Raw genomic sequence first — 12,697 nt, 5'->3', positions numbered from 1 at the left:
TGGACCGGCCAGAGTTTCATAGACACTCACGAGCCGTTTAACGCGTAGCGCCGCTCGAACTCAATCGGTGAAAGATCGCCGGCGGAACCATGCCGACGAACCGGGTTATAAAACATTTCGATGTAATCGAACAAGTCCGAGGTCGCGGTCGCCCGACTCGGATAGATGCGCCGCTTGATTCGCTCCTTCTTTAGGGCACTGAAGAAGCTCTCGGCCACGGCATTGTCGTGGCAATTACCGCGCCGACTCATGCTTGGCACCATATGGTGTGCCTTCAGGAACGACTGCCAGTCATCGCTCGTGAATTGACTACCCTGGTCGGAATGCACCATGACACCGGGTCCCGGTTTGCGTTTCCAAACCGCAGCCAACAGCGCCTGTAAAACCAGATCGCTGGTCATCGTCGAGCGCGTAGCCCAACCGACGATCTGGCGCGAGTACAGATCCATAACAGCCGCCAGATACAGCCAGCCCTCGTAGGTCCGGATGTACGTGATGTCCGTTACCCAGACCCGGTTCGGTGCGGTTGGCGCGAACTCACGGTTCAACACGTTGGCGATTACGCCGACCGGACCACCCCGATAGCGGGGCTTGCTGCCATAGCCCACTTCTGCCCGCAGACCTTCGCCTCTCATGAGGCGATGGACGCGGTGACGGCTGCACGTTTCGCCCGATTCACGCAAATCCATCGTGACCTTGCGGTAGCCATAGACGCCGCCGCTGGCCAGCCACGCATGCTTGATCAGACCGAGCAATCGCTCATCCTCACGCTTGCGGGCCCCGACTGTCTGCCGCTGCCAGACGTAATAGCCGCTACGATGCACGCCAAGGACCCGGCACATCGAGTGCAGGCGGAACTCGCCGAGATGGGCTCGCATGAACGCGTACCTTGCCGCTATCCCTTTGCAAAGTACGCGGCGGCTTTTTTTAGAATGTCGCGCTCCTCGGTCACGCGTTTGAGCTCGGCCTTCAGTCGCCGAACCTCGGCGCTCTGATCCAGCTCCGCTTGCCGCACGACGTCGGGCCTGCCGAACTTCAGTTTCCAGGCGTAAAGGCTGTGGGTCGTGATGCCCAGCCGCTGCGCCACATCCGCCACCGAATGACCCCGTTCGGTTACCTGTTTGACTGCCTCGATCTTGAACTCATCCGTGTACCGCTTGCCGCTCATCCTGACCTCCTCGGTTGCCATAAATTATGGCTCGAAGATGTCTACGAAAGGCTGGCCGGTCCAGGGCGAGCTGACGCGAGTTTCGTTTTAAGGGGGCGGAACGGAAAGCCTTACGGGCATTGGCTGACAGCACAGCCACGATTCAAAGTTAAATGAATCGTGAAGTCTGGGGTGTTGGGTTGGGGCGCTGGAATCTGTCGAAGCCCCGGCTGGCAAGGGCCTTCGACAGAGGGACCTGCCGATGTTTACCGGGCACCTGTTCGTGCCGCGATTTTTAGTGTCTTTTTAGTGTTCGTCGAGAGGCGCGGCGAATCCGGAGTTTGGCTGGCCGGTCGAATCGGACAGGGACACGAGCGTTGTTTGACTGCGGTCATGCATCACGCCGAACGTGCGATGCGCGTTGATAGACGGATGAGTTTGCAAGCTAGCGCGACCGACGTGTGGTGCGCGTGTGGACGCGGAAGTTTGGCAGCTTTTTCGTAGAAACTTCAGGGGGCGAGTTAGGACGTGTGCGGTTGTGCAGTGAAAGACGGGCGCGGTGCGCTCCGCCGAAGTGGTCCATTTCGAGGCAGGATCCGGCGGAATGAAGGGGAACATAGTAAGGGCCAGGTTCTCCTTCATTTCGGGACTTAGGCGGAGCCTCCGCGTGCGAGGCATCGTGTCCGAAGGGCATTGAGCGCCCCCGCCGTGGCGATCGAAAAACGCTGCCGCCACCGTCTCGGCGCCCCTGTAATTCTGGCGCGGGCGACGACGTGTCGGTGGGCGGGTTCATTGGGCATTGCGTCGCTCGCGGGCCTGGAGGTTCTTCGATCTGGGCGGGGCGACTGGAGGGGCGGCTTTGTCTCTGGCGGTGCCGAAGCTCAATTGCGCGCGCACATTTAGCGCGGTGACAGGCGAGGGCCTCGGCGGGCCGGTGGCTGAATTCTCTCCGCCCTGCGGAGAGAATTGAGCTGGACCCATCTGAGGATGTTGATGTACGTCGACGACCCGCTCAAGCGCGACTTCTACATCGAACTCTGTCGCCTGGAGCGCTGGTCGTCGCGGCAGTTGCAGGAGCGGATGAACTCCCGTAATGCGGCCGGCCTGCGCACCAACCGGCTGGTCGGCACGACGGTCGGTGGCATCTGTCACCACGGTCGCGAGCTACCGCGTGCCGGTCCATTTCACATCGGCTTCGTAGCCGCTTCCATTGTCTGAATCGAGTGCGCCGCGGTTCACGCGGTACACGATCCAGAGTCGCGGGCTCAGCGCCGACTGCAGCCGGCTCGTCGTCACGCCCTTCGGGCGATTCTTGACCGACTGACAAAAGCGATCCCTGGACAGCCCACGAGCGCTTTCGAATTCGTGCCGAACCCGAGCGAGTCCAGCGCGTACTGGCCCTGACCGTCGGCGCTCTCGAGCAGGTTTGTCGCGGTGCGCGGCACGGGCGCCGACTTGCCGCATACCCTCTCCATTTTTTTGGTCAAATCCCGAATTGTGGTAAATGCAAAATATTGCGTTGTCTTTTCAGTAGGATGTATCCCCGCGAAATCCGGAAATGTTCGGGAATTTCCCGTTCTTCTTCTGACGAGGAAGGGCGTGGTTGTGTTTGACAAATCCCGTAATTAGGGATTACAGTAAAAACACCTTAGCCAAACCCGTCGAGCAGCCGCATGAACATCCCACAGTTGGGCAGCGATACCGAAGCAAGAAGCGGGGCGAGCGTCGTGCTCACCACGGCGCGCGACGCCGGTGTCGACGTCTGTTTTGCCAATCCAGGCACGACCGAGATGCCGTTCGTCGGTGCGCTCGACACCGTGGCGGGCGTGCGCTCGATCCTTGGGCTGTTCGAGGGCGTGTGCACGGGCGCCGCGGACGGCTATGGCCGCATGACCGGCAAGCCCGCGATGACGCTGCTGCATCTCGGCCCCGGCCACGCGAACGGCATTGCCAACCTGCACAATGCGCGCCGCGCCCGCACGCCGATCCTGAACATCGTCGGCGATCACACGCGCGAGCATCTGAAGTACGACGCACCGCTGACGTCGGACATCGAATCGCTCGCCCGTCCGGTGTCGGTGTGGTATCGCAGCGTGGCGCGCGACGCCGATCTCGCGACGGACACGGCCGACGCGATTTCCGCCGCGATGGGCACGCGGCGTGGCGTCGCGACGCTCGTGCTTCCAGTCGATCTCCAATCGGTCCGGGTGCGCAGTGCGGCGTGGCCCGCCATCGTGCGCCCGGCTGCGGTGACGTTCGATGCCGCTCGGGTCGAACAGGTGGCCGACCTGCTGCTCAGCGGTCATCGCGCTGTCCTGCTGATGGGCTCCCGCGCGCTGTCGGCGCGTGGGCAGCGGGCGGCAGCGCGCATCGCGGCGGCCACCGGTGCGACCTGCTTCAGCGAGACTTTTCCTGCGCGGGCGGAGCGCGGCGGCGGTCTGCCGGACATCGACCGCCTGCCTTATTTCCCCGAACCGGCGCTCGCTGCGCTGGCCGGCCGGCGCGTGGTGCTCGCCGGCGCGCTCGCGCCCGTCACCTACTTCGGCTACGAGGGCATTCCGGGCGAACTCGCGCGGCCCGAGGACATCGTGACGCTGGCAACACCAGGCGATGCGGCGGACGACGCGCTGGAGGCGCTGGCCGATCGCATCGGCGCGGCAACGAACGACGATGGGGTGCCTATCGAACGCTGGCGCGTGGAGGACGGGCCGCTGACGCCGCAGACCGTCGGCCGCGTGCTGGCGAATGCGCTGCCCGACGACGCGATCGTGTCGATCGAGGGCGGCACGTGCGGTTATCCGTTCGTGACCGCGTCGGCGCGCGCGCGCCGTCACACGATCCTCACGAACACGGGCGGCGCGATCGGCCAGGGCTTGCCGGTGGCGCTCGGCGCCGCCGTCGCGTGCCCTGAGCGCCGCGTGTTCGCGCTGCAGTCCGACGGCAGCGCGCAGTACACGATCCAGTCATTGTGGACGATGGCGCGCGAGCGTCTGCCGATCGTCATGCTGATCGCCTCGAACCGGCGCTACGGCATCCTGCAGACCGAGCTCGCACGCGGCGGCCTGCCGGCCGACACGCCGCACGCGAGCCGCCTGACCCTGCTCGACGATCCGCCGATCGACTGGCTCGCGCTGTCGCGCGGCTACGGCGTACCGGCCGAGCGCACGAATACCGTGCAGGCGCTGTCCCAGGCGCTCGACGTCGCGCTCGCGCACTCCGACGGGCCGCGGCTCATCGAAATGTGCCTGCCCTGATCGCGCTACCCGCTGACTTCTTCAATCCCGACTCTGATCTTTCATCGTTATGGACCTGCAACTCCACGGAAAAGCCGCATTCATCACCGGCGGCAGCATGGGCATCGGCAAGGCGGTCGCGCTCGAACTGGCCCGCGAAGGCGTCAACGTCGCCATTGCCGCGCGACGCCTCGGACACCTCGAGGCCGCCGCCGCCGAGATTCGCGCGACGCTCGCGCCGCTGGGCGACGCGGCCGGCGCGATCCTGCCCGTCACGCTCGACACGACCGACATGGCGTCCATCGAAGCAGCGATGGCGGCGAGCGTCGAACGTTTCGGCCGGCTCGACATCCTGCTGAACGGCGCTGCGCATCCGGGCGGCCTCGTGCGCGCGGAGCTGGAGCACGCGGATCCGCAGGGGCTGCTCCAGGACATCGACATCAAGGTCGTCGGCTACCTGCGTTGCGCGAAGGCGGCCGCGCCCTACATGCGGCGCCATGGTTTCGGCCGGATCGTCAATATCGGCGGGCTCACCGGCCGCGGCAGCAAGCAGTTGTCCGGCATGCGCAACGTCGCGATCGTGCACCTGACCAAGACGCTGTCCGACCAGCTCGGCCCGTTCGGCATCACGGTCAACACGATTCACCCGGGCGTCGTCGAGACGCCGCACATTCACGAGCTCTACGAGAAGGAAGCGCAGAAGCAGGGGCTGACGGCCGCGGAGGTCGAGGCCAACTACGTGAAGGTCACGCCGATCCGGCGCGTGCTGCAGCCGGAAGAAATGGGATGGATCGTGGCGTTTCTCGCGTCACCGAAGTCCGGCTCGATCACCGGCGAGTCGATCGGCTGCGACGGTGGGCTCACGCGCGGCATTTTTCTCTGACACAAGGAGCATCGCATGACCGCAACCGTACTGGTCGCCACCGCGGGACAAGGCATCCTGCGCTCGAACGACGACGGCAAGACCTGGCATCGCCTCGGGCTGGACGAGCCCATCGAGTTCGACGGCATCGTGCGCGCGCTCGCGGTGGACCCCGCGACGCCGTCGCGCGTGTATGCCGGCGCCGATTCGGGGCTGTGCATCAGCGAGGATGGCGGCGCGCACTGGTTTCGCCCCGAGAACCTGCTGAACGGGCAGACAGTCTGGTCCATCGCGATCGATCCGGCGAATCCGGCCGTGCTGTATGCGGGCACCGGCGCGCCGTCGCGTGCCGCGCTTTACAAGTCGAGCGACGCGGGGCTGACCTGGGCGCGAACGGCTCCCGAGTTTCCGGAGTTCTGTTCAGGCGTCAATCGTCCGCGGCTGCTGACGATCTGCGTGGACCCGGAAGACAGCCGCAACGTGTGGTACGGCGTGGAGGAAGGCGGCGCATGGCGCAGCCGCGACGCCGGTGCGACCTGGACGCGCGTGGACGGCCCCGGCACGGCGATCCGCAACAGCGACATTCATGCGATCGCCGTGCTGCCCGCCGGGCCGCACCAGCCGAAGACCACGGTGTTGCTGACGGTGAATGCGGTGCACGTGAGCGACGACGACGGCCTGACCTGGGACGGCAAGCTGTCGCGCGACCGCTTCGACGGGCTGTACTACACGCGCACGGTCGTCCCGCTGGCGGCGCCCGGCGGCGACCTGCTGATGGCGATCGGCGACGGCACGCCGGGCACGCGCAGCCGTATCTACCGCTCGCCCGATCGCGGCCGTGCATGGCACGAGACGGATCTGCACACGCCGCCGAATTCGACGTTCTGGGCATTCGGCGTCCATGCGGCGCGGCCCGGGCTCGTCTATGCGGGGACCAAGTACGGGCACCTGTTCCGTTCACACGACGGCGGCCGGAGCTGGACCAAGGAATGGCGCGATTTCAGCGAGATCACGGCCGTGGCGTGGACGCCGTTCGAAGCGCCGCTCGTCGCCCACGCGCAGTCGACGCATTGAGCGGAGCGAGCGATGACCCAGCCTGACCTCCAGCAACGAGCGGCGCATGCGAACGCGCTTGGGCTGCCGCTGCCGGTACCGCGCGTGCAGCGCACGCACCTGTCGCTGTTCGTGCGCGATCCGGTGCGCTCGAGCATCTGGTATGCCGACGTGCTCGGCATGACGGAAACCGCTCGCGGCGAGCAGTGGGTGTTCATGTCGTTCGGCCAGAAACACCATGACATCGCGCTGATTCGCGCGGCGTCCGATGCGGAACTCGGCACGATCGGCCTGCAGCACTACGGCCTCGAAATCGCGGGCGGCCTGACCGAGCTGCGCCGGCTGTACGGGATGCTGATCCGTCGCGACGTGCCGATCGTGAAGATCACCGATCACAAGGTCGGAATCGGCGTGTATTTTTCGGACCCGGACGGCAACCGGCTCGAATTCTTTTGCGAAACCGTCACGGACGACGAGGAAGGCAAGCGCGTGCTGCACCGGTACAACGCGCCCAGCGATCCCTTTCAGCTCGAGCCGCTGTTCGACTGACGTGCCCGCCGTCCATTCCGACACCATCGATACTTTATAGAGGATTACTGATGAGCAAGATCGCCAATTTCGAGGGCTTTCATATCCGCAAGTGGTATACGCAGATCGAGGATTCGCTCGCGAACGAGACCGGCCAGCTCGCGGACGGCGAGCCGCTGCGCAAGATCGTGATCGCCGCGGCCGTGCACAACCCGTATGCGGGGCGGTACAGCGAAAATCTTGACGATCTCGTACGCCCGTCGCCGGCGCTCGGGCAGGAATTCGCGCGACGCATCGAGTCGCTCGCGGCGGGCCGCGCGATCGAGAGCTACGGCAAGGCGTGCCTGGTCGGCTCGGCCGGCGAATACGAACACGGCAACGCGTTCCTCACGTCGATCTTCGCGGAGCCGATCCGTGCGGCATTGGGCGGCGGCAAATCGTGGGTGCCGTCGAGCGGCAAGCGCGGCCCGATCAACACGGTGATCGACGTGCCGCTCGCGCACAAGGATGCGCTCTACGTGCGCTCGCACTACGACACGGTGACGTGCCTGTTTCCCGACGCGCCCAACGACGACGAAGTGCTGGTGATCTTCGCGTTCGCGACGCGCGGTCGCCTGCATGCGCGGCTCGGCGGGCTGAAGGCGAGCGAGATCGTCGGCCGCGACGGCCTGGTGTGAAAGCAGGGGCTGCCGGAGAGCGAATGATGAATACGGTGTCCGTCAAGGATGGATGGGTCGAGAGCGACGGGTTGCGGCTGCACTACGTGAGCTGGGGTCGCGACGATGCGCCGGCCGTGGTGATGCTGCACGGCTTGCGCAGCTACGCGCGGACGTGGGAGCCCGTTGCCGACGCGCTGGCCGACCGCTACCGGGTCGTCGCGCTCGATCAGCGCGGGCGCGGGCTGAGCGACTGGGATCCGCGGCGGGACTATTACGCGGCGGCCTACGTGCGCGATCTCGATGCGCTGGTACGCGCGCTCGACCTGCGACGATTCGTGCTGGCCGGGCATTCGATGGGCGGCGCCAATGCGTTCGTCTACGCGGCATCGAATCCGGACCGGCTTGCCGGTCTCGTGATCGAGGACATGGGCCCGGGCGCGTCGGCCGGCTCGCAAGGTTCCGAGCGCATCAAGCGCGAGCTGAAGGAAACGCCGGACGCGTTCGCGTCGTGGGACGACGCGCGCGCATTCTGGCGGCATCAGCGGCCGAACATCGCGGAATCCGCGCTCGATTCGCGCGTCGCGCACTCGCTGAAGGAGGACGCACACGGACGGATCGTGTGGCGGCACGACGCCGTCGGGATCGCGGCGGCCCGGCTGGCCGCGTCGCCGGAGCAGCTCGTCCATCTGTGGCCGCTGGTTCTCAACCTGCAGGTGCCGACGCTGCTGTTGCGCGGCGGCGAATCGGATTTCCTGTCCGCGGAAGTGGCGGCCGAAATGGCGGCCAGCGCCGGCATCGACTGGCTCGATATTCCGGGCGCGACGCACTACGTGCATGACGATCAGCCCGCCGCGTTCAACCACGCATTGCGCACCTGGCTCGATCGTCTCGACGATCCGGCATGGCGCACGGGAGCCGACGCATGAAGGCGAACAATCCGGAGCGGACATCGGTCGCGATCGTCGGCGCCGGGCCGAACGGCGTGGCGATGGCGAATCTGCTCGGCCTCTACGGCATCGCGACGGTGATCGTCGAGAAGGCGGCGGACGTCGTCGAATTTCCGCGCGCGGTCGGCATTGACGACGAAGCGTTGCGGATGTTTCAGACAGCGGGGCTAGCCGACGAACTGAGCCGCGACATCATCCAGAACGTGCCGCTGCGCATGTTCAAGGCGAACGGTGAATGCTTTGCCGATATCCGCCCGTCGATCCGCGAATTCGGCTGGTGGCGGCGCAACATCTTCATGCAGCAACTGGCCGAACGAACGCTGCGTGCCGGGCTGGCCCGCTATCCGCACGTGTCGCTGCGAACCAGCGAGGAAGTGGTGGATGTGGAACAGGACGATGGAGGCGTCACGTTGCAGGTGCGCCGCGCGGACGGCCGGCAGTATGCGCTCCAGGCCGACTACGTGGTCGCGGCCGACGGCGGACGCAGCCCGATGCGCGAGCTGCTCGGCGTCACGCTCGCCGGCACGACGCATCCGATCAAGTGGGTCGTGGTCGATGTGAAGAACGCCGGCCTCGACCAGCCTTGCACGGCGCTGAACTGCGACCCGCGCCGCCCGAACGTCTGCATCTATCTGCCGTTCGATTTCCGGCGCTGGGAGTTTCTCGTGTTCCCGCATGAGGACGAAGCGGCGATCGCCCAGCCCGACTCGATTCGCGCGCTGATCGCGCCGTACGTCGACGACATCGATCGCGTCGAGATCGTGCGCGCGCGAACCTACACGCACCATTCGCGGGTGGCCGAGCGTTTCGTTGTCGGTCGCGTGGCGTTCGTCGGCGATGCTGCGCACCTGAGTCCGCCGTGGATCGGCCAGGGCCTGAACGCGGGCCTGCGCGACGTGGGCAACCTCGCGTGGAAGCTGGCGGGCATCGTCCGTGGCGCATTGCATCCCGGCGTGATCTCGACGTACGAATCCGAGCGGCGCGATCACGCGAAGGCGATGATCGACCTCGCGGACACCTTCGGCGCGATGCTGATGCCGACCAACCGGCTCGTCGCGTTTGTGCGCGATCGCGTTCTCGGGCTGGTCCGCTTCGCGCCGGGACTGAAGGACTACATCCTGCAGATGCGGTTCAAGCCGATGCCGAGCTACACGCGCGGCATCGTGCTGCCCGGCGGATCGGATGCGATCGGCAGGATGATCGTGCAGCCCGATGTCGAAACGGCCGATGGCGTGCGCCGCAAACTCGACGACGTGCTGGGTCCGTGGTTCTCGATCGTCGGCTGGCAGTGCGATCCGCAAGCGTGCCTGAGCGACGACGATCGCGCGTACTGGACGTCGCTCGGCGCGGCGTTCGTGCAGGTGAGCCGTTCGCGCAGCGGGACGAGTCGCGCCCGGCGCGTGACCAGCGTGCACGGCAGCGCCTGCGTCGAGGACGTCGACAACGCGCTGGCGGCGTGGTTCGACCGGCATGCCGGCCCGCTCGTGGTGGTGCGCCCCGATCGCTACGTGGCGGCGCAGACGGACGCCGTGGGGATGGCCCGCGCGACCGCGGCCTTTCAGGCGTTCGCGCCACGACAACGGGAGGAAGCGCATGTTTGTTGAACAACGCACCTATACGCTGGTGCCGGGCGGCGTCGCCGAATATCTGCGGCTGTATGCGGAATGCGGACGCGCCGCGCAGGAGCGGGTGCTCGGCACGATGATCGGCTGTTTCGCGACGGAAGTCGGGCCGCTGAACCAGCTCGTCTATCTGTGGGCATTCGATTCGCTCGACACGCGTGCGCGGCGGCGTGCCGCGCTGATGGTCGATCCCGAGTTCGGGATTTTTCGCGGCAAGGTCCGGCATCTGCTCGTCAGGCAGGAAAACCAGATTCTCCGGCAGGAAATCGGCGGCTTGCTGCATGCGCCGCAACAGGCGGCGTGAAGCGGCCGTCGCGCCGTCCGCGCCAACCGCGCACTTTCAACCGAGGGTTCCGTCTTGATTCCGTTTACGCCGCTGACTTCGCGCATGGTGCCTGATGCGTGCGTCGATTACCCGCCGCTTCGTCTGTATGTCGACGGACGGTTCCTGCCGGCCGACGGCCGGCGCACGCAGCCCGTCTTCGATCCGGGCAACGGCCGCGTGCTCGGCGACCTGCCGCATGCGACGCGGGCCGATATCGACGCCGCCGTGCATGCCGCGCATCGTGCGTTCGCGACATGGCGCCGCGAGTCGCCGCTCGTGCGCTCGGACATCCTGCGGCGCGCCGCCTCGCTCGTGCGCGAGCGCGCCGAGTCCATCGGCCGCCATATCACGATGGACCAGGGCAAGCCGCTTCGCGAGGCGGTCGCGGAGGTCATGTCGTCCGCGGAACAGCTCGAATGGCACGCGGAGGAGGGGCGTCGCACCTACGGCCGCGTCGTGCCGGCGCGTTCGCCGGATGTGATGCAGACGGTGTTGCGGGAGCCGATCGGCGTGTGCGCGGCGTTTTCGCCGTGGAATTTCCCGTTCAGCCAGGCGATGCACAAGATCGCGGCCGCGCTTGCGTCGGGGTGCACGCTGGTGCTGAAAGGGCCCGAGGAATCGCCGAGTGCGCTCGTCGCGCTCGCGCACCTCTTCCACGATGCGGGGTTGCCGCCGGGCTGCCTGAACATCGTGTGGGGTGTGCCGGGCGACGTGTCGACGCAACTGATCGAGGCGCCGCAGGTGCGCAAGATCTCGTTCACCGGTTCGGTGCCGGTCGGCAAGCGGCTGGCGGCGCTCGCCGCGGCGCACATGAAGCGCATGACGATGGAGCTGGGCGGACACGCGCCGGTGATCGTCTGCGCGGATGCCGAGATCGAGCGCGCGGCGGCGATGCTGGCCGCGTACAAGTTTCGCAATGCCGGGCAGGTGTGCGTGTCGCCGACGCGGTTCTTCGTGCAACGCGCGGTGTTCGATCGCTTCGTTGCCGCGTATCTGGAAGCGGTCGGCAAGATCCGCGTCGGCTACGGACTGGAGGAGGGTGTCACGATGGGGCCGCTCGCGCATGCGCGGCGCGTGTCGGAGATCGACGCGTTCGTCGCCGACGCGAAGGCGAACGGCGCGGCGATCGTCGCGGGCGGCACGCGTTTGCCGGGGGCCGGCCATTACTTCGCGCCGACGGTCGTCGTGGCACCGCCGCGCGAGGCGCGCCTGATGAATGACGAGCCGTTCGGCCCGATCGTCGGGATCGTGCCGTTCGATGCACTCGACGATGCGCTCGCCGAAGCCAATCGATTGCCGTTCGGCCTGGCGTCGTATGCATTCACGACATCGGCACGCAACGCGCACCGGATTGGCCGCGCGCTCGAGGCCGGCATGGTCAACATCAATCACTTCGGCATGGGGCCGGCGGAGATCCCGTTCGGCGGCGTGAAGGACAGCGGCTTCGGCAGCGAGGGAGGCACCGAGACCTTCGACGGTTATCTGGTCACCAAATTCATCACGCAACTGAACTGACGGTGCGCGCGCCGGCGCCCGCGCGCGACGTCGCGCCAGCCTTCAGGTGGCTTCGCCGATCTGCGCGGTGGCGTCGATCAGCAGCTTGCCGAGCACGTGCTCGTCGAACAGCGCGAAGTGCTCGGCGCGAAAGACCAGCGACAGGCTGCTGTTGATCTCGCCGCTGCTGGCGGTGCGGATCGGGGCGGCGATGCCGACGAAACCGGCATCGAGTTCGCCGCGCGAGATCCAGTAGCCGGTCTCGACGATCTGCTGGCAGTGCCGCCAGAACTGTGTCCAGTCGGCCGCGAACTCGCCGAACGCGGCGTTGTGCCGTTCGTGCAGCCGTTTCAGGCGCGCGCGCGACATCGCGGCCACGATCACTTTCGACGATGCGCCCTGGAACAGCGGCATGATGCGGCCGCGGCCGAAACCGAGCTGCAGGTTTTCGGCACCGGTTTCGTGCATGACGTTGATGATCTGTTCGTCGAACAGCGTCGACACGAGCGCATCGCCGCCGGTGACCTGGACCAGTTTCTGGATGACGGGCTTCGCGGCGGTGAGCGTCGGGTCCGACTGCCGCATGTTGTAGTCGAGATGGATGATGCGCGGGCCCAGCGTATAGCGGCCGTTGGTGCCGACGAGCAGGCCGACGGAAGCCAGTTCCTTCACGTAGCGATAACACGTGGTGCGTGAAAAGCCCATGTGTTCGGCGATTTCCTCGGCGGTCATCGACGTCGCGGACGAAGAGAAGACGTCGAGGATGGACAGCATTTTGGTGAGGCTCGACATGACGTGATCCGGAAATCAGGCGGCTTGCGGCAATG

At 66.3% G+C, this 12,697-nt stretch carries 11 protein-coding genes and 1 pseudogene; 10 read left to right on the top strand and 2 right to left on the bottom strand.

The window, feature by feature from the left end:
- Window positions 1–26 precede the first annotated feature (26 nt).
- A protein-coding gene (locus DPV74_RS02360; RefSeq protein ID WP_162922924.1) for an IS3 family transposase occupies window positions 27–1,168 on the bottom strand; the annotation gives its coding sequence in 2 pieces (ribosomal slippage) (window positions 27–931 and window positions 931–1,168; 1,143 coding nt in all).
- A 921-nt stretch (window positions 1,169–2,089) separates the two neighbouring features.
- Between DPV74_RS02360 and DPV74_RS42080 the strand changes: the two are divergent.
- The 10 genes and pseudogenes from DPV74_RS42080 to DPV74_RS02310 all read left to right on the top strand — a co-directional run.
- A pseudogene (locus tag DPV74_RS42080) lies at window positions 2,090–2,236 on the top strand (DUF1016 N-terminal domain-containing protein); the annotation flags it as partial.
- 584 nt (window positions 2,237–2,820) lie between these two features.
- A complete protein-coding gene (locus DPV74_RS02350) occupies window positions 2,821–4,401 on the top strand; it encodes an acetolactate synthase large subunit (RefSeq protein ID WP_091922882.1) in 1,581 nt (526 codons plus the stop codon).
- Between the two features lie 49 nt (window positions 4,402–4,450).
- The gene (locus tag DPV74_RS02345) at window positions 4,451–5,263 is read left to right on the top strand and encodes an SDR family NAD(P)-dependent oxidoreductase (protein ID WP_091922884.1); all 813 of its coding nucleotides are present in this window, start codon (window positions 4,451–4,453) and stop codon (window positions 5,261–5,263) included.
- Window positions 5,264–5,278: 15 nt separating this feature from the next.
- Window positions 5,279–6,316, top strand: a complete 1,038-nt coding sequence (locus DPV74_RS02340) for a sialidase family protein (RefSeq protein ID WP_048027898.1) — start codon at window positions 5,279–5,281, stop codon at window positions 6,314–6,316.
- Window positions 6,317–6,328: 12 nt separating this feature from the next.
- On the top strand, window positions 6,329–6,844 hold the full coding sequence (locus DPV74_RS02335) for a VOC family protein (RefSeq protein WP_059562561.1): 516 nt from the start codon (window positions 6,329–6,331) through the stop codon (window positions 6,842–6,844).
- A gap of 50 nt (window positions 6,845–6,894) precedes the next feature.
- Entirely contained in the window at window positions 6,895–7,500 is a 606-nt protein-coding gene (locus DPV74_RS02330; protein WP_021157757.1) for an amino acid synthesis family protein, read from the top strand.
- A gap of 26 nt (window positions 7,501–7,526) precedes the next feature.
- Window positions 7,527–8,408: an alpha/beta fold hydrolase gene (locus tag DPV74_RS02325; protein ID WP_091923072.1), complete on the top strand. Its 882-nt coding sequence runs from the start codon at window positions 7,527–7,529 to the stop codon at window positions 8,406–8,408.
- The gene (locus tag DPV74_RS02320) at window positions 8,405–10,033 is read left to right on the top strand and encodes a bifunctional 3-(3-hydroxy-phenyl)propionate/3-hydroxycinnamic acid hydroxylase (protein WP_091923074.1); all 1,629 of its coding nucleotides are present in this window, start codon (window positions 8,405–8,407) and stop codon (window positions 10,031–10,033) included. Before DPV74_RS02325 ends, DPV74_RS02320 begins: the two co-directional genes overlap by 4 nt.
- On the top strand, window positions 10,023–10,355 hold the full coding sequence (locus DPV74_RS02315; RefSeq protein ID WP_091922886.1) for an NIPSNAP family protein: 333 nt from the start codon (window positions 10,023–10,025) through the stop codon (window positions 10,353–10,355). Before DPV74_RS02320 ends, DPV74_RS02315 begins: the two co-directional genes overlap by 11 nt.
- Window positions 10,356–10,439: 84 nt before the next feature.
- On the top strand, window positions 10,440–11,891 hold the full coding sequence (locus tag DPV74_RS02310) for an NAD-dependent succinate-semialdehyde dehydrogenase (RefSeq protein WP_175895146.1): 1,452 nt from the start codon (window positions 10,440–10,442) through the stop codon (window positions 11,889–11,891).
- A gap of 42 nt (window positions 11,892–11,933) precedes the next feature.
- Here the strand turns inward: DPV74_RS02310 and DPV74_RS02305 are convergent, their stop codons facing one another.
- Window positions 11,934–12,662, bottom strand: coding sequence for an IclR family transcriptional regulator (locus DPV74_RS02305; RefSeq protein WP_048027892.1), 729 nt, complete (start codon window positions 12,660–12,662; stop codon window positions 11,934–11,936).
- Between the last annotated feature and the right edge of the window lie 35 nt (window positions 12,663–12,697).

Origin of the sequence: Burkholderia sp. HAN2018 (genome assembly GCF_024704855.1) — a bacterium.
Classification (GTDB): Bacteria; Pseudomonadota; Gammaproteobacteria; order Burkholderiales; family Burkholderiaceae; genus Burkholderia; species Burkholderia cepacia.
Note: the sequence above shows the minus strand (reverse complement) of the source record. Positions and strands in the feature narration are given on the sequence as shown.